This is a genomic window from Nostoc sp. (assembly GCF_036917935.1).
GTDB lineage: Bacteria > Cyanobacteriota > Cyanobacteriia > Cyanobacteriales > Nostocaceae > Nostoc.
On the sequence record NZ_JBALEL010000065.1, the window covers coordinates 43,580 to 60,771 of the forward strand.

General features: G+C 42.4%; 15 protein-coding genes and 2 pseudogenes. 10 read left to right on the top strand and 7 right to left on the bottom strand.

Annotated elements, in window-relative coordinates; translation table 11 throughout:
• Positions 1-189: 189 nt before the first annotated feature.
• The 4 genes and pseudogenes from V7K62_RS28940 to V7K62_RS28955 form a co-directional block, all read left to right on the top strand.
• Positions 190-1,863 carry a mechanosensitive ion channel gene (locus V7K62_RS28940; protein WP_334870296.1) on the top strand — a complete coding sequence of 558 codons (1,674 nt, stop codon included), beginning with the start codon at positions 190-192 and terminating at the stop codon, positions 1,861-1,863.
• Positions 1,864-1,988: 125 nt separating this feature from the next.
• Entirely contained in the window at positions 1,989-2,228 is a 240-nt protein-coding gene (locus V7K62_RS28945; RefSeq protein WP_334870298.1) for a hypothetical protein, read from the top strand.
• 404 nt (positions 2,229-2,632) lie between these two features.
• A complete protein-coding gene (locus V7K62_RS28950; protein WP_334870300.1) occupies positions 2,633-3,664 on the top strand; it encodes an HNH endonuclease in 1,032 nt (343 codons plus the stop codon).
• 150 nt (positions 3,665-3,814) lie between these two features.
• Positions 3,815-4,054 (top strand): annotated as a pseudogene (locus V7K62_RS28955) (hypothetical protein); the annotation flags it as partial.
• 152 nt (positions 4,055-4,206) lie between these two features.
• On the opposite strand, the gene V7K62_RS28960 reads toward V7K62_RS28955, so the two are convergent.
• Positions 4,207-5,688, bottom strand: a complete 1,482-nt coding sequence (locus V7K62_RS28960) for a GTP-binding protein (protein ID WP_334870302.1) — start codon at positions 5,686-5,688, stop codon at positions 4,207-4,209.
• 344 nt (positions 5,689-6,032) lie between these two features.
• Between V7K62_RS28960 and tpiA the strand changes: the two genes are divergently transcribed.
• On the top strand, positions 6,033-6,764 hold the full coding sequence (gene tpiA / locus V7K62_RS28965; RefSeq protein ID WP_334870362.1) for a triose-phosphate isomerase: 732 nt from the start codon (positions 6,033-6,035) through the stop codon (positions 6,762-6,764).
• A 52-nt stretch (positions 6,765-6,816) separates the two neighbouring features.
• A complete protein-coding gene (folP, locus tag V7K62_RS28970; protein ID WP_334870304.1) occupies positions 6,817-7,677 on the top strand; it encodes a dihydropteroate synthase in 861 nt (286 codons plus the stop codon).
• On the opposite strand, the gene V7K62_RS28975 is transcribed toward folP, so the two are convergent.
• Together V7K62_RS28975 and V7K62_RS28980 are read right to left on the bottom strand one after the other, a co-directional pair.
• Positions 7,674-8,516, bottom strand: coding sequence for an SPFH domain-containing protein (locus V7K62_RS28975; protein ID WP_334870306.1), 843 nt, complete (start codon positions 8,514-8,516; stop codon positions 7,674-7,676). The genes folP and V7K62_RS28975 overlap by 4 nt on opposite strands.
• A 71-nt stretch (positions 8,517-8,587) precedes the next feature.
• Positions 8,588-8,722 carry a hypothetical protein gene (locus tag V7K62_RS28980; RefSeq protein WP_334870307.1) on the bottom strand — a complete coding sequence of 45 codons (135 nt, stop codon included), beginning with the start codon at positions 8,720-8,722 and terminating at the stop codon, positions 8,588-8,590.
• A gap of 173 nt (positions 8,723-8,895) precedes the next feature.
• Between V7K62_RS28980 and V7K62_RS28985 the strand changes: the two are divergent.
• Positions 8,896-9,249, top strand: a pseudogene (locus V7K62_RS28985) (hypothetical protein).
• Between the two features lie 601 nt (positions 9,250-9,850).
• Here V7K62_RS28985 and pth read toward each other — a convergent pair.
• The 3 genes from pth to psbH form a co-directional block, all read right to left on the bottom strand.
• Entirely contained in the window at positions 9,851-10,492 is a 642-nt protein-coding gene (gene pth, locus V7K62_RS28990; RefSeq protein ID WP_334870364.1) for an aminoacyl-tRNA hydrolase, read from the bottom strand.
• 232 nt (positions 10,493-10,724) lie between these two features.
• Positions 10,725-10,997, bottom strand: coding sequence for a TatA/E family twin arginine-targeting protein translocase (locus V7K62_RS28995; protein WP_298917780.1), 273 nt, complete (start codon positions 10,995-10,997; stop codon positions 10,725-10,727).
• A 141-nt stretch (positions 10,998-11,138) separates the two neighbouring features.
• Positions 11,139-11,342, bottom strand: coding sequence for a photosystem II reaction center phosphoprotein PsbH (psbH, locus tag V7K62_RS29000; RefSeq protein ID WP_334799939.1), 204 nt, complete (start codon positions 11,340-11,342; stop codon positions 11,139-11,141).
• Between the two features lie 85 nt (positions 11,343-11,427).
• Between psbH and psbN the strand changes: the two genes are divergently transcribed.
• Complete coding sequence (gene psbN, locus V7K62_RS29005) at positions 11,428-11,559, top strand: photosystem II reaction center protein PsbN (protein ID WP_273765903.1); 132 nt, start codon at positions 11,428-11,430, stop codon at positions 11,557-11,559.
• Between the two features lie 83 nt (positions 11,560-11,642).
• On the opposite strand, the gene V7K62_RS29010 is transcribed toward psbN, so the two are convergent.
• Positions 11,643-14,933, bottom strand: a complete 3,291-nt coding sequence (locus tag V7K62_RS29010; RefSeq protein WP_334870309.1) for an alpha-mannosidase — start codon at positions 14,931-14,933, stop codon at positions 11,643-11,645.
• A gap of 87 nt (positions 14,934-15,020) precedes the next feature.
• Between V7K62_RS29010 and V7K62_RS29015 the strand changes: the two genes are divergently transcribed.
• Positions 15,021-16,661: a hypothetical protein gene (locus V7K62_RS29015; RefSeq protein ID WP_334870311.1), complete on the top strand. Its 1,641-nt coding sequence runs from the start codon at positions 15,021-15,023 to the stop codon at positions 16,659-16,661.
• Positions 16,662-16,850: 189 nt separating this feature from the next.
• Positions 16,851-17,147 (top strand): hypothetical protein, encoded by a 297-nt coding sequence (locus V7K62_RS29020; RefSeq protein WP_334870313.1) that lies wholly within the window; start codon positions 16,851-16,853, stop codon positions 17,145-17,147.
• The last annotated feature ends 45 nt before the right edge of the window (positions 17,148-17,192 follow it).

Here is a 17,192-nt window from a genome sequence, read left to right on the forward strand (position 1 = left end):
CTTTGGTGCTGTTGCTGCAATTAGAGTAACGCAAAATTCGCCACTGTCAGTAGATTAAATCAAATATGAGTAACAAAGTCAAAAATTAGTCTTGATATCAATATAGATGTGTGTTTTTACTGGTAAATTGATAGGCAAAACACTAACTCAGTGTTTGCGGCGAATACTTAAGCATAATTCCCGAAAACCATGAACACAACTTGGCAAGGAATAAACCAGGTGATGTCTACGACGGGCTACGCCTTCGGAGTTGATTTGTCTACGAGAGTGCAGCAATTTTTGGCGCAATCGCCCAGCCTGCAATCGGTGCAACCGGTAGTGAATCAAGGAATCGCTGATGTGCAAGGTATTGTTCAACAGTTGATTCTGTTTACACCCCGTCTACTGGGGGCAGTGGCAATTTTGCTAGTAGGTTGGCTAATTGCAGCGATCGCAGCAGCAGTGACGCAAGGAATTCTCAAACGCACAAACATAGATAACCGTATTGCCGCAGGGATAACGGGTCGTCAAGATGTTCCCCAAGTGGAGAAATTAATCTCCAGCTTAGTCTTTTGGAGCATAATCCTATTGACGGCGGTGGCTGTTTTACAGACATTGAATCTGGAGGTAGCCTCTCAACCACTGAATAATTTTCTCAATCAACTTATTGGTTTTTTGCCAAAGTTAGTTGGTGCGGGAATCCTTTTAGGAACCGCCTGGTTTTTGGCGACCATTGTGAAGATTATCACTGTGCGCTCATTACAGGCATTTAACCTGGATGAGCGTTTGAATCCAGAACCAGAAAACACTGCACCTAGCCTGAATCAGCTGTCTTTGAGTGAGACGATAGGCAATGCTCTGTATTGGTTTATATTTTTACTATTTCTCGCCCCAGTTTTAGATACTCTTGGACTCAGACAGGCTTTACAACCAGTACAAGCTCTGATTACAGCAGTTCTGCTAATTCTACCGAACATTTTAGCGGCGATCTTAATTGCTGTAGTTGGCTGGTTCATCGCTAATGTAGTACGGCGAATTGTGACGAACTTGTTGGCGACAACTGGGATCGACCATTTAGGTAGTCGCTTGGGATTATCTTCAGCTGCGGGGGTGCAACCTCTATCGAGTATTATCGGCACAATTGTCTATGTTTTGATTTTGATTCCTGTAGCGATCGCAGCGTTGAATGCCTTGCGAATTGATGCGATATCAATCCCGGCGATCGCCATGCTGCAACAAGTTCTCAACGCCTTACCAGCCATCTTTACAGCCGTGGCAATTTGGATTGTTGCCTATTTCGTGGGGCGGTTTATCGCGGATTTGGTTACAAGTATTCTCACCAATTTAGGCTTTAATAACATTTTCGCTATTTTGGGTGTGACAACAACCAGCAGACGAATCGTAATTTCAACAGAATCAACAACCCCCCCGATTCCAACCCGCACTCCATCGGAAATTGTAGGCATTGTTGCCTTAGTGGGTATCATGCTGTTTGCGACGGTGGCGGCGGTGAATATCTTGAATATTCCAGCCCTAACAGCATTAGTGTCTGGGATTGTGATCGTATTCGGCCGGATTTTGGCAGGATTGGTAATATTTGCCATTGGTTTATTCCTGGCAAATCTGGCTTTTAACATCATTACCAGTTCCGGCGAACGCCAAGCCCAGATTTTGGGACAAGTGGCGCGGATTGCAATTATTGCCTTAGTCTCTGCAATGGCACTGCAACAGATTGGAGTTGCCAGTGATATTGTGAATTTAGCCTTTGGACTTTTACTAGGTGCGATCGCAGTTGCTATTGCCCTAGCCTTTGGTCTTGGAGGGCGCGATATTGCACGAGAGCAAGTTCAAGAATGGCTAAACTCTTTCAAAGGTAGAAACTAAAAGTTGGTGAAGGCGCAATTTCGTTTGTAAATCTCGAAAAGTGCAGATGTAATCGTCAATATTGGAGAAAATCTAACGGCAATTGTGCCTAAAATGTTGAAAGTTAGAGCTTAGAAGCTCGGAGTTTGAGTATAGAACTTGACATTTCGAGTTCAGAAGCTCAAGTTCCGAGTTCAGAAGCTCAAGTTCCGAGTTCAGAAGCTCAAGTTCCGAGTTCAGAAGCTCAAGTTCCGAGTTCAGAAGCTCAAGTTCCGAGTTCAAAAGTCGAAGTTCCGAGTTCAAAAGCTCAAGTTCCGAGTTCAGAAGCTCAAGTTCCGAGTTCAGAAGTCGAAGTTCCGAGTTCAGAGGTCGAAATTCGGGGTTAAGCGTCGCGCAATCGAGTATCCACAATATTTTAGTAACTTGAAAAAATTAAATTAATAAATTTTCAAAGGATATTTTTAGTGCCGTTAACTGCGTAGGCGTAGCCCGTCGTAGACATCGCATTGAAGAAAGTTCTATCTCGCAGCAGAGTTTGATCGTGGAACAGAGCAACCTCCACAAATTTTTAACTTTGGTAATAATTCTTTTAATCCAAAATCCAAAATTGCTGGTCAAACTAGTCGGATAGTTCAGTTTTTGAAACAACGATACACAAACAATATAAAGTGATTACAATCTCTTTAACAATTTTGGAAGTAAATTCGTCATGAATGCTGAGGTGCTTCTTAGTTTGAAAAAGACAAACTGAAGCAACCACTCCACAGCAGAAATGAAAGGTTACTAAAACATGGATTTTATCAACCAAGCACAGAAGTTGGCAAATACAGTTAGAGATAAAGCTCAAGAAGCAGCCAACAATGTAGTAAACGGGATGGATGACGTAGTTGATGGAATCAAGAACGCTACTACCGAGATAACTACTTCAAGTGTCCATGCAGTTAATGATTTACAAAGTTTGTCAACTATAGCAGCACAGTCAAGTTTTCAAACTGTTCAAAATGTTAGTAAAACATTTCAACAAACTGCTGTTGGAGTTGCCGCATCTAGCATGGTTATGGCTGATGCTTTGCAAAATTTACCAAAGACAGCTGGCGAATTAGCCCAAGAGATGCCCAAGATTGCCAATAGGCTGAGATATCGTGCTGGTGTTCGCGTGGGAGACTTACCTCGCTCTGATGCAGATGTCATGAAGCTTTTTGAGAAAATTCCTGGCACATCAAAGCTTGGAGGTAAAGAATATACAATTCGTCAATTTCTTAGAAATAAGCATGGTAGCCACATCAAGCCACGTTCCCAAGGTGGAGCGAATGCTGCTGATAATATCCTTTGGGAAGTAGGTGTTGACAATCTCCGCCGAGGTGCCAAAGTAATGACCGTTGGCGAGCAGTTTTATATTCGGGTTTATAATGCGGTAGATTCTATTGTCAGCAATTCTGGAACAATCGCTAAACTTGGCATTACTGCAACAGGAACAGCTATTCTCACCCAGGTTGTAGTAACGGCGATTTCCTACTCTTTGGATCTTTATCGGGGCGACATTACTGTTGAAGAGTATAAAAATCTAATTTTTGAAGCAGCAAAGGCAGCAGGTATTGCGACACCAATTGTTTTTTTGGTCTTGGTGGCTGTGTTAGCTTTATTTCCAGAATTTACAGTCATTTTGTCAGCACCAGTGGTTGTTGCAGGTTTCAATGCTTTGTTTGGTATTAGTATTGCTACACCAATCATTCAATCGCTAGTTCGTCATGTCGAAGCTGGAGGTTTTGGGATAGAAACTGCTGATGCTTACAAAACTGCGTTTGATGGTTCTGCATTCTGAAATAAGCTGTTCCACATTTAAATTGCATAATTAGGGTGAGTATCTCGCCCGCCCTTAGCCGGCGGGTTTTTCAGTCTATCTGACAAGATTGGATAATTTATTTGTTGTAAATCCCCAAATAATCAATAAAATTAGGTGCAACCTTTATAGATGGCAGAATATGACAACCTTTGTAAAATACTTGCAGAAAAATATCCCCGTGATTTTATCCGTTGGTTATTAAATCAAGAACCGCGAACAATTGAAATCTTAAAAACCGAATTGAGCATTGAACCGATACGTGCTGATTCACTGACATTTCTACAAACAGAAAATCGGATTTTACACCTGGAATTTCAAACCACGATTAAATCCCCAAAACCAATTTATCTGCGGATGCTAGATTACTATAGCGTTTCCTAATCATACAAGGTACGTCATAGCCCCCTCATCGCTTGCGGGGAGGGGGTTGGGGGTGGGGTTCTTGTATCTCACTCAACTGAGAACCGCTATATTAGAGATTAACATGGCTAACGGAACCTTATTAACTCCACGTCTAGGCATCACTTTTTGAGTTTGACTTTGTGGAGTAATTCATCTTTAATCCGGTTGAGAATTGAAGTCTCATCCAGGTTTGCTAAAATCCGATTAATCACTGCTTTCGGCCCATCAGGCCCCCAAGTTGCACCATTGGCTAAATAAACTTTGGTAACTTGTCCAATGCCGTAAGAAGAAACACCAGCTACTCCCGCTTGGGTGAGTGCCACCGATATATAGGGGCCTAGCGCAATGCCACCCGTAGCTGTTGCAGAGATCCCAAGTAAAGTTTTTAATCCACTCAAGCCCAAATTTGCCAATAATTCACTTGCACCGATGCCGCCCATACTCAGGGCGATTTTTTGGAGCAATTGTACAGCCCCGGCTTCCGTCATAGAGAAGCCATAGAGTTTAGATAAACCCAAAATCAGAGCAATATCAATTACCACACTACTCAGAATATCTACCACAGTTACGGGATTGAGTGCGATCGCTAATGCCTTAGTCATCACAGCCTTCCAAATCAACTGATTGGCATTCTGTTCCCGAATCATCACTTTTCGCTCAACCAACTGCTCATTTACAATGTCCGCATAAAGCATAGTATTAAGAGCAACCAAAGCTTTACCCTCACGGTGGAGAATCTCCAAGATTTTCAGCTTCAGTTCCTCGACTTGGGCATTACCTGTACGCAACTGTATGCCCCTAGTACCATCAGGGCGACGAATCGCCGTCTTCACCAATGGCGATGCCGCAGTCATGACAATTTCTAGAGGCGTAAGTAATTCCCGCACCCTTTCATCCCGGATTTTGTGATAAATTGCCATCCGGTCTGCTTCTGGATACTGGTCTACTTTGTTAAACACCAAAATGATCGGTTTACCTGCTTCCCGCAACTGAGAAAGGGCCATGTATTCTAGCTTCGTCATATCGCCAGATATCACAAACAAAATCAAATCCGCTTGTTTAGCAATCTGTTCAGCTAAGGCGGCACGGGTTGCACCATCTACTTCGTCTAACCCAGGAGTGTCAATTAATTCCACCTGCGATTGACCTACACCAGGGAGAGTAACTCGTAAAGCACGTTCAGTTTCCCCAATCATCTCCTCGCTAATACTCCAATTAACTGTTTGGGCAGCACGGGTGACACCGTGCAGAGGCCCAGTTTCAAATACCGTTTGCCCAATCAAAGAATTGAGTAGAGAAGACTTCCCACGTCCCACCATGCCAAAAGCCGCAATCTGCACTACCATGCGGTCTAACTTTCCCAGCATGGTTTCTAAATCAGCAATTTCCGCCTCTAAACCGGTTTTTTCTTGGGGGGTGAGGTCAAGATTGGCTACCAAGTTTCGCAGCGCCGTTTGTGCTTGTTTATAGTTCAGTTCTGTTTGAATGTCTTCAAAACTGAAAATGGCACTATCCAGTTCTTCCTCCCAACTGAGAGAATTTGCGTCAGTGTTAGCAGAATCGCTTTGATGAGGTTCAGGCACGGGGAATGTGGAAGTCATATTAATTTTAGATTTTAGATTTTAGATTTTAGATTTTAGATTTTAGATTTTAGATTTTAGATTCACCCCGTTTACTATCCTAGTTATTTTTAAGAGCGGTTTGGCGAGATGAGTCAGACAAAGGAGACAAGGGGGATAAGTATACCCAATACCCAATGCCCTTTAGGAGTGCTGAGTTAGGAATCTCACTTATTTACTCAGGACGGGCTAAACCCTAGCTATCCGCTAACGGAAATGTTTTGCCCCATGCCCAATGCCCAACTCGTAGACTAATGACTAACAAAAGGTCATAAACTGAAAAATGCATCTAAATATAACGCGTTAGGATCTTGACTAAATTACCTGTGCGGAAAATTGTTATTGCCGGCAACTGGAAAATGTACAAAACTCAGGCAGATACCCAGGAGTTTTTACAAGGATTTCTGCCTCACTTAGAGGAAACCCCGCAAGGGCGAGAAGTGATATTGTGCCCTCCGTTCACTGATTTAAGCCTTTTGTCCAAGAGTTTGCACGGTAGCCTCATCCAACTGGGGGCACAAAATGTCCACTGGGAAGAATTTGGAGCCTATACGGGTGAGATTTCTGCCCCAATGCTGACAGAAAGTGGTGTGCGCTTTGTGATTGTCGGTCATAGTGAACGACGACAATACTTTAATGAAACGGACGCCACTGTTAATCTGCGCCTCCGAACTGCTCAAAGGTTTGGTTTGACCCCAATTCTCTGTGTTGGCGAAACTAAACAACAGCGAGATGCCGGAGAAACTGAATCTCTGATTACTCTCCAACTCGACAAAGGCTTGGTAGATATTGATCAAAATAATTTGGTGATTGCCTACGAACCGATTTGGGCAATTGGTACTGGTGAGACTTGTGAAGTAACGGAGGCAAATCGGATAATTGGCTTAATTCGTAGCCAGTTGACTAATCCGAATGTATCAATTCAATATGGCGGTTCAGTGAAGCCGAATAATATTGATGAGATTATGGCTCAACCAGAAATTGATGGTGTCCTCGTGGGAGGTGCAAGTCTAGAACCTGAGAGTTTTGCTCGAATTGTGAATTTTCAGTCCGTGTGATGTGCTTTTTTCTCGTTCCCATGCAGAGCATGGGAATGCCTAATATAGATTTATGCCAAGGAACTTGATAATTCGAGGACGCTGTTTCGAGTGGGGACAGCGGACTTATTTGATGGGCATTTTGAATGTGACGCCTGATAGCTTTAGTGATGGGGGTGAGTTTAATACTACCTCTGCCGCTTTAGTACAGGCGCAAGCACTGGTAGCTGCTGGTGCTGACATGATCGATGTGGGCGGTCAATCAACGCGGCCAGGGGCAAAGCAAATTACTCTGGCGGAGGAACTTGACCGGGTGTTATCGGTATTAGAAGTGCTAAGACCAGATATTTCAGTCCCAGTTTCTGTAGATACAACTCGTGCTGCTGTAGCCAGGGCATCTATAGAAGCTGGAGCGGATATTATTAATGATATTTCTGGCGGCACCTTTGACTCAGAAATGTTGCCAACAGTGGCAGAGTTAGGTGTGCCGATGATTTTAATGCACATCCGGGGAACACCACAGACAATGCAACAACAGACCGATTATCAAGATTTACTCGGTGAGATTTATAGTTTTTTAGCTAGCCAAATTGAGGCAGCAACGAGTGTGGGCATTGACCTAGATAAAATTATTATTGATCCTGGTATTGGTTTTGCTAAAAACTATGAGCAAAATTTAGAAATTTTTCGCGGCTTGCGATCGCTAACAACACTCAACTGTCCTATCTTGGTAGGAGCATCTCGTAAAAGTTTTATTGGTCGCATTTTAAATCAACCAGATCCCAAAGCACGAGTTTGGGGAACGGCAGCAGCTTGTTGTGCTGCTATTTTTAATGGTGCTGATATCCTCCGAGTTCACGATGTTCAAGAAATGCGCGATGTTTCACTAGTCGCTGATGCCCTATTGAGACAAGCCGCACAGCCTAACTGTTAAGTATTACCGTTTTCGGATTTTTTGCCGTGACCTTCTGTAACTACCGACTCGGCTATCAACTCCTGAAACATTTCACTTGAGTTGGCTGGGTCTACAAAGACAATTTTGGCATTATTGCTCTCACCAAGTTTTTGGCTGGCATCTACGTAATCTTGAGCTACAAGATACCGCAGAATGTCCCTACTATCAGGATTAGAACGTAGAGCTTGAGAAATGATTTGTACTGAAGCCATAGTTCCTTCTGCTTTCTTAATGGCAGCTTCCTTTTCCCCTTCGGCTTCGGTAATCAGCGCCCGTTTTTTGATTACTGCGGCTTGTTCCTCTTCCCTAGACTTGCGGACACTCTCAGGTAGAGTAATTCTCTGAATATCTAACCGGAGAATCTCAACTCCCCAATCTGCCGTTATATGATTCAACTGGTCTAAGATAGCTGAGTCCATCTCCGCTCTAGAAACGTTGGTCTGCTCTAAGGTATTTTGGGCAATGATTTCCCGGAGCGTGGTTGTGGTTATCTGTGTTAATGCTCCTTGCAGATCCTCAATTTCGTAAAAGCTTTTGACAATATCTCGAATGCGCCAGTAGACAATAGCGTCCACTTCTACGTAAATATTATCTTGGGTGATCACATTTTGAGGTTTGATGTCTAAAAACTGCTCTCGTGTAGTATCTTCCATCACAACTTGATCGACCAAGGGAACAATAAAGTTCAGCCCTGGCTTAAGTTTCCGATGATACCGCCCCAGGCGTTCGACTAGGGCTTCATTTCCTTGATTAATCAGTTTTGCAGAACCTAATGCATAACCTATAAGGGCTAAAACTATAGCAATAATTGGCTCCATGTATGCTCCTATTCAGCTTTTGGGAGAATTTAGTGTCAAGGATATGCTACTAGCTTGTCATATCTTTGAGTTTAATGTTTTGAGTCTGTAATTTTATCAACAGCAGCAGCGATGTCGAGTCGCTGCACATCTTGTACATATTCTGTAAGTAGGACTGTTTTGCAGAATGCGATCGCTATTAAAGCACCTTGATCAAACCCTGGCAAGGACTACTTTATGTAATCAACATTACTTGTACTGACATCTTCAGACAGTCTAGACTTCTATTACGTATATTCACTTGATTTAAATTTTTCGGAAGAAAAATTTAGTATAATTTTAAAAACTCCACTATAATCAGATTGAAATTGGCTTCAGCCATTAAAAATGTAAAAATATTATGGGCAGGTTGTTAATCAAACTTATAGGTTTAATTCTAATTTTCACAGGATTATACTTTTTTGGTCAAAACATCATATTTGTTAGCGGTTACTATTCATATTTTTACCGCAGCTTACCTGCTACAGCTTCAGTTTTGGCAACTATGACTGGTATATTTGCATTAGTTTTTTTTCGTAGAGAAACTGGTAACTTGGGATGGATTTTTTTAGGCATTGGCATAGTACTAGTTTTCTGAAGCGGTGGAGTTATTTTAAGGCCAACTAGCTTATGGAATTTCATAATTGCTTTTACAGCATTAGCATCTGGATATAAATTACTAAATGAGGGCAGAATCAACTATCAAAATCTTTAAATATAATCATATTTCCTTGTTTATCTTAGTAGTTAATAATATACTGCTAAATCAAGCCTAAAAATCACTTCTGTGTAGATTGGGTTGAGGAACGAAACCCAACATTTTCAGTGCATTAGACGTAGACGTAGGTTGGGTGGAGGCTTTGCGTAACCCAACATATATCAGGATGTTGGGTTGCGCTCCGCTCCACCCAACCTACAATTTTTTGCAACATTAAAGCCATGACAGTTCACTACAAGACTACCGAGATTTTTTCAGAAATCAAATATGATTCCTATACTGCTAAATCAAGCCTAAAAATCACTTCTGTGTAGGTTGGGTTGAGGAACGAAACCCAACATTTTCAGGACTTTGTTGGGTTTCACACCGTACCCCTACGGGGAAGCAAGCTAAAATCGCTGCCATCAAGCAAAATAATCATCTGACAGTATTCATCCAACCCTAAGAGGATGTTTGAAAAGCTATTTTTGTTACCAAAAGTATTTAATACCCCCCTTGGAAAAAGTGGGCAAATAGGCTCTTAAAGCCCCCCTTTACAAGGGGGGTTGGGGGGGTAAGGTCAAAGTTAATGTGTTATGTGAGACGTTTCAAACATCCTCTAAGACTCAGAATTATTAATGGTGCGGCTATTACAAACATTCATCGCCTTTTCTACTCCCTGTTTGAGGCTTAGTTCAAGACACTCAACAACGAACTGAAGTACAAGAGACATCTGCTGATTTTCGGCAGCAGAAAATCGCCCCAACACATGGGAGACAGCACCGGAATCATCATTATTAGCTGCATCTTTGGGTTTACCAATACCGATTCGCAAACGGGGAAAGTTTTGAGTACTAAGATGTGCGATCGCACTTTTCATGCCGTTATGTCCTCCAGCCGAACCAGATAAGCGCAAACGAGTTTTTCCCAAGGGCAAATCCATATCATCATAAATTACCAACACTGATTCAGGCGGCAATTTATACCAACTTGTCACCGCTTGTATTGACTGTCCTGAGCGATTCATGTAAGTCAACGGCTTTAGCAAGCGAATCTTACCTCCACCTGGGGCCATACCCTCGCCATACTCACCCTGAAACTTCCGGTTTGACGCTAAGGAAATGCGCCAATAACCAGAGAGAGCTTCTAGAGCAGCAAAGCCGATATTATGGCGTGTTTGGTCGTACTTAGCTTCTGGATTCCCTAACCCGACAATTAGTTGGGGAATTACCAAAGCTGGTTGCGTAACAGCTTCTGTCATTTTGTCTACAGTCAATTGATATGCATCACTCTTCTAGTAGTCTGTCCCATTAGTTTTGAGGGTCTGCGAGATCCCCGACAACTTTTACGAAGTCGGGGATATGACCACCATCACCTATCAGAATTAATGATATGAACCACTAGTAGTCTGTCTCATTAGATGGGTTCGTAGTAAGCATTTCAGTGCTTAAAAAATCCCGGACTAAAGTCCTTACTACGAACTTGACACACTACTAGCTAGGTTGGGAAGAACTAGCGGTATCCTGCTCAGATTTAGCAGGGTGGATTTGCTTAGGTTCCAATTCAGCAGTCGTTTTTACAGCTTCTTCTAACTGTTCTGCTTCTTTTTGAAACTCGTTTTGAAAATCTTTGGAAGCTTCTTGAAAACTACGAATTGTTTTGCCCACACTCCGACCAATCTCTGGTAGCTTCTTTGGGCCAAAGATTAACAGCGCAACTACCATAATTACAGCCATTTCCGGCAGACCGATACCAAATATATTCATTTTTTGTCTCCTGTAAACTATAGAACCACTACAGAAACTCACATATATAGTTAGTCTAGTCGGAAATCGCAACTGACAAAAAAACCCGGAAGAACCGGGTGTAACTTAACTTGTTATCCAAACTCTATCGGTGTGTATCCGTTAGCGTCCTAAACTCCGCCAATCGACAAATACATCCTGAACCAACAGTGATTTATTGTAAAGTTGCAGAATAATTAGCAGAAACACGAAAAATAGCAAAATAAAAACAGCCATTACAGGGGTAGTACCCCATCCTGGAGCCACCTTCCCATACTCAGAGTTTAGGGGTTTCAAGATATCTCCCAACCAAGTCCTTTGTGCCATAGTTCACCCAAGATTACTTACCAAAGCTTTTTTTAATCTTCTGTAATATTCTATAAGAATAGCACTCATCATCTATCTCTCAATTATGGAACCCGCAATAGTTCTTAGCATTTCTGTAGCTGCCGTGGTGGTTGTCATCACTGGACTGTCGATTTATACCTCTTTTGGCCCTCCTAGCAAGCAATTGAACGATCCGTTTGATGACCACGAAGATTAAAAGAGTCATGTGTGATTAGTCATTATTCAGTGGTCTGTGGTCTGTGGAAAACCATAATTGACCACTGACACAGCAATAGTGGCTCACTTAAGCCTGAGATTAATCGCTGGCATTACCTTGAAACTGGCGATTTTCCAAGGCTGTATCGTCAAGATTTGTTGCCCAGATGAGAATTCAGTAGCAGAGGAACGCTCTAACAAATCTACTTTATCTCCTAGATTTAACCCTAAATCACTTTGCAAAGATAACTCGGCTGTTTCTCCGTGAGATTCATAACACCGCAGAATTAACTGCTGTGGGTCATCTTCAGATGGCTTCAAGGCCATCAAGATTAAATTTTCAGCTGATAAATTTAGGAAACTCACCCCTTCAATAGTGCTGTTAGCGGTAGCGGGGCGTTTAGACTGTGCCCAGTTGTGAGTGCTTGGATTCAATATCACTTGCAAGGGTATATTCGATTCATAGCCACGCCGTACTGTATGGGCTGATTCCCAGCTACCTGCATGAGGATACAAGGTATATTTGAACTCGTGAAAACCTCGGTCAGCCTCTGAGTCTGGCCAATTAGAACTGCGTAGGAGTGTGAGGCGGAGTTGATTTGGTTTGCTGTCATAACCGTATTTACAATCATTGAGCAAACTGACACCATAACAATTTGGGATTGCGGTATTTGTCTGTGTGTCTTCTGCTGTTAAATCAGCCCAACGCAAAGCAGGAACTTCCCATTTTGCTTGTTCTGCGGGGGTTTGTGATTTAGTTGGGCGACGAATCGCGCCACAGGGAATTTCATAAGTAGCAAAGTCTGCTTCAAGATTCAGAGGAAAAGCAGCTTTAACTAATACATGATTTTCTTGCCAATTAACGGTAGTAGCGATGTTCAGCAGAGGTGAACCAGCTTGCAAAATATAGTCTTGGCAAAATTCCGATTCACCCAACTGACGCAGCACGCGCACACGACTTTGCACTGGGCCTTGTTCTAACCACTGAATAGATTGAAGATTTGTTGAAGGTAAGGGATGTTGGGCATAATTGGGGTCTATATTCCAAGCATCCCAATATTGACCACTGTCTTTAAAAGCTTGCAGTTGATTCCCCGCCCCACTCAAGACTTCTCGTTGATAAGTTTTGTCAAAAACACTTGATAAATCTCCGGTGTCAGGATCTATAACAACTCGCAAGAATTCATTTTCTAAAATCAAGTCTGGCAGGAGTGGGTGGGATGTGCGAGATGGGGAGGATGAGGGGGAAAGCCAAAATATGCGGTAGCCTACGGGTGGAATTTCGGTGGCGAGAAATAGTAGGGTTGATGGTTCAGATAATTGGGAGACAAGCTGCTTTCCAGAAGCATCGTAAATCTGCCATTCCTCTGGTGTCGGTAAGGCTACAGAGACTACCTCAGAACGTTGCCAATTGAGAGAATTGAAAACGAAAATAGACAAACTATCGGGTTTTGGTGGTTCTGATAGGGTAATGTGAGATGCGATCGCTAAAAGTGATGACTGTAATATCTTCGTTCCCACTTGTTCTACTTGCTGCCATTGGGGTAACGCATCCGTGTAAACTTGGGTAATTGAAGAACCAGGTAAAATATCGTGAAACTGTTGAAATAACACCACCTTCCAAGCTGCTTCAATTTCTGCTTTCGGATATGTCACACCACAGCTTACAGTCGCCAAGGTAGCAAATAGTTCAGCTTGATACAATAAATTTTCACAACGACGATTCCAACGTTTTTGATCTGCGTGGGTAGTGTAGCAACCGCGATGGAATTCTAAGTATAGTTCGTCATTCCAAGTAGGGAATGAGGGAGAATCATCACTATTCCCTTCTGCCGACGCTCGCGGACTCGCTAACGCTGCGCTATCCTGCCTCCTGACTCCTTTACTGATTTGCTGTAAATACTTTTCAGCCGTCGTAAATTCTAAGTCTGGGAAGAAAGGCGACTTTTGCCAGCGTTGGGCGGTTTCTAACATATCACGAGTGGGGCCGCCGCCGTGGTCGCCGACACCGGGAAGCCAGAGGGATTCTGGTAAATCAGTTTGGGTTTGCCACTCAAGAGCATAAGTTGCCATTTTAACTGGATCAATGCTTTCACCGATGAGTGCAGACATCAAACTAAAGACTTCGCTACCGTCAGGCGATCGCCACCAAAAAGCCCCATAATCAAATTTAGTAGTATCATTCCACCGCAACTTCTGCGTCACAAAATACTCAATTCCGGCATTAGCGAAAAACTGCGGTAAAGTTGCACAGAAACCAAAAGAATCTGGAACCCATACCACAGTTGAAAGCTGGCCAAATTTCTCCTGGATATAGCGCTGACCATACAATAGCTGACGGACTATTGATTCACCAGCAATTAGGTTGAGTTCTGGTTCCACCCACATTCCGCCGACAACTTCCCAACGTCCAGCGGCCACCTGTGCTTGAATCGCCTGAAACAAATCCGGGCGATGTTCCTCAATCCAAGCATAAAGTGCGGGAGTCGAATGACAGAAAATTAACTCAGGAAAATCTTCTTGCAACTTCAGAACCGACTCAAAAGTTTTTTGCGCCGCATTCCAAGTTTCACTCACAGGCCATAACCATGCTAAATCTAAGTGAGCATGACCCAATAGGAAAATTTTGGATTTTTGCTCCCCCCAACCCCCAATCAATTGGGGGGCTAAGATGTCGGATTTAATTAGGTTTTGGCGTAGAGATAAAAACGACTGTACCAACTCTCCCTTATCTTCCTCCGTGTCCTCTGCGCCTCTGCGGTTCGTCATCTCCCCCACCATCGCCGCCAAAACATCCAACTTCTCCGGCGCAAACTTTTCCAAATAAAGCTGCACCACAGCTAACTCATCAGCCACAAAACCGGGATCGGGATTATTATCAATAATAGATTCATAAACTAGGAGCGATCGCACTAAAGCACCATCACAATGTCCCGGACTCACTAACCGCAAAGCCACAATAAACTCTTCCCCTGGCGTTACCCCTTGACTGAGAAGTACTCTTGGCGAACAATCAAATAAATCACCCTCCAGCACTAACTCCCCATTTAGATAAATCTCAGCAGAATCTGCCCACCAAACCAGCGCCAGCCGCAAAGATAACCCAGATAAGGGATAACCCTGTAAATCTTGGGGAACCACCAATCTTTGCACTAGCCATAGCACTTTTTTCCCGCCCGTCCAAGCGATATGTTCTTTAGCATTCAACTGGACAGGTTGCCAATGAGACAAATCAGCAGCTACAACATCAGTAATAATCAGGTCAGATTCCTGATATAGCCACGTAGACTGAAGATTAACTTGACAAAAAGAGCGCAGTTGCTCAATTGCTTGCGAGATAAATTTGGTCTGGGATTGAGAGACAGTCGGGGTCATATATTCGCTAAGATGAGGTGTTGGTCGTTTTTATTGTTTGGCGCGAGTCTCACAACTTAACAAGACTTGAACTAAAAAATTACTACTATGTCTTCTGGTTCCTCTGGTCGTTATCAAAGCAGACTATTTAACTTTGTCCACCAGCAATCTCGGCGGGTGACACAACAGTGGGAACACACCTTCCGGCATTTGCAAGTCGCCACGAAGTGGAGTGTTGAGGTACTACTTTACCCAGTGTATCTACTGTTTCAGTCATCTGAATCATCTGGGAAAACGCTACAAACTAAAGAACCACAAACAAGACTAAAGTTACAACCTAATGATACCGATTTCCAGCCCGAAACTCTGCCCAATGCTGATAGTCCCATTCAAAATGTACTAGAGGCAGTCAATTATCTATCATCAGATGAACCCGCCTCCACTCCTACAAAAGCATCTGAAAATTTTAATCCCTTGGCTTTATTGGGAGTTTTTCGGCCGAAAATCGTTGATCATAACGCTCATCTTACTCAATCATCAAATATTACAGAGAATCAAGCTGGAAGTCTCAACCCTTCACAGTTAGAGAATGCCCTTCAAGAGCATCTTACAATAGTGCGAGGAATTGCCACAAATTTGATCAGTCGGAATTTAGTGCTTGTTACTGCCGACAATGAAATTCTAGATATCTTAACACCCCAACAACAGGCAAAATTAGAAGATCGAATTATTAACGAAGTTGCTAATTACTGGCAGTTCTGGCGTTTGGTTGTAGCTAAAAAAGAAACGCAGCTATTACCACAAATTGACCGATTATTAGCAAAACTCACTGACGGAAATACAGCCAAAATTCCAGTTTTAGCCGAGGGGATACCAAAAGATTTACTTAATACAGATAGATTATTAGGATTTCTAGATATAGCCTTTGCTAAGTTGGAATCGAATGCTTTAGTCCCAGTGCAAGAACGTAGCCAGGAAATTGTCCAAGTTGCCCAAACTCAGTTAAACATATTTCTTTATGGCAAAGAGGAATTAGCTGCTAGGGGAGAAATTGCACCCAATGCTGATGGTTTGGAAACTCATACACTGAATTTTCAGGCTTTGATTGAGGGAGCGCTTAATTACTTTTTTGGTGTTGGTAATAGAAAAACACTTGAGGCAACAACTAGTAATAAAAGATTGCCAGGTAAACTCTTCTCGTCACCCCTTAGAAAAGCTTTGGCAAAAAGCCCTCTGGTAGAGAACCAGGATTTCACAGATGATCCTTGGCTAACGTGGAATGATTTATTTGGTGACACCGAAGCTGTTGCTGACAAGCCAGTTACACTTTCTGCGAGGATAAATCCTGCTTTAGCCCCAAGTTTAACAATAGGGCATTTTCCACAAAAGAATTTGAGTGTAAAACAAGCTAAAGTCGGATCTGGTTTGGTGCAAAGGAAACAACCAAGTAGTAATCTTACCTCAAGTCAAAAAACATCTGGAAAAGTCGCCTCTGTAAAACAAACTCAAAGCCGCATTTCCCAAACTAAAAGCGAGAGTCGTAAAGGGGAAATTTTGCAACAGCGATTTCACCAAAGTAGTCAAGTTGAGGCACAGCCAGACTGGATAGAAACCAAAGTAACTTCAACGGGTTATGAGAAACACCCCTTAGAGCAACTTCTAGAATGGCTTGATTATGTTATGGTCTGGCTAGAAGAGAGATTTGTAAAGATTTTTCAGTCGTTGCGGCAGCTATGGCAGGGGAAATAATACTAATTCGTAATTCGTAAAATTAAGACTTGTCAGATTTCACCTGGGTTTCTAGATTTACATCTGTAGTCTGATTTGGGAGAATTAGTATAAGCTGGGAGATGTTTTTTAATAAACTATTATAATAGTAACAATTTTTCAATTTAAGGATAATTTTGATTATCTATAATGTTATTGGTGGTTGTCTAAGTGAAAATTATTGTTTACTGTAAATACTTCAATTTCAAAAATCCATTAGATAAACCAAAAATTGAGACGTTTGTGGTAAATTTATCTCAAATCCCTAAGATAGGTGAAACAATTGTAGTGGAAAGACTTTCACCCCAAAAGCAGTTTGTAATTATCTTTGAGTACATTGTGACAGCAGTGCAATTTAATGCATCTAGGGAATCGGCTGATTCAGCAGATGGTCAGGTAAACGCATTTTTGAACCACTGTTGGGAGGGAACATCAAATTTCAAAGTTACAAACTTTTTAGGGCAATAATCTCTCACCACGACAACAGTCCTCTGACTATGCAATCTTCATAAT

Excerpts from the sequence above, each read along its gene's own strand:
- V7K62_RS29015 (WP_334870311.1), top strand. The coding sequence starts at position 15,021 with ATGTCTTCTGGTTCCTCTGGTCGTTATCAAAGCAGACTATTTAACTTT.
- psbH (WP_334799939.1), bottom strand. The coding sequence starts at position 11,342 with ATGGCACAAAGGACTTGGTTGGGAGATATCTTGAAACCCCTAAACTCT.
- V7K62_RS28960 (WP_334870302.1), bottom strand. The coding sequence starts at position 5,688 with ATGACTTCCACATTCCCCGTGCCTGAACCTCATCAAAGCGATTCTGCT.
- psbN (WP_273765903.1), top strand. The coding sequence starts at position 11,428 with ATGGAACCCGCAATAGTTCTTAGCATTTCTGTAGCTGCCGTGGTGGTT.
- V7K62_RS28940 (WP_334870296.1), top strand. The coding sequence starts at position 190 with ATGAACACAACTTGGCAAGGAATAAACCAGGTGATGTCTACGACGGGC.
- V7K62_RS28995 (WP_298917780.1), bottom strand. The coding sequence starts at position 10,997 with ATGAATATATTTGGTATCGGTCTGCCGGAAATGGCTGTAATTATGGTA.
- pth (WP_334870364.1), bottom strand. The coding sequence starts at position 10,492 with ATGACAGAAGCTGTTACGCAACCAGCTTTGGTAATTCCCCAACTAATT.
- V7K62_RS28975 (WP_334870306.1), bottom strand. The coding sequence starts at position 8,516 with ATGGAGCCAATTATTGCTATAGTTTTAGCCCTTATAGGTTATGCATTA.
- folP (WP_334870304.1), top strand. The coding sequence starts at position 6,817 with ATGCCAAGGAACTTGATAATTCGAGGACGCTGTTTCGAGTGGGGACAG.
- V7K62_RS28950 (WP_334870300.1), top strand. The coding sequence starts at position 2,633 with ATGGATTTTATCAACCAAGCACAGAAGTTGGCAAATACAGTTAGAGAT.
- V7K62_RS29010 (WP_334870309.1), bottom strand. The coding sequence starts at position 14,933 with ATGACCCCGACTGTCTCTCAATCCCAGACCAAATTTATCTCGCAAGCA.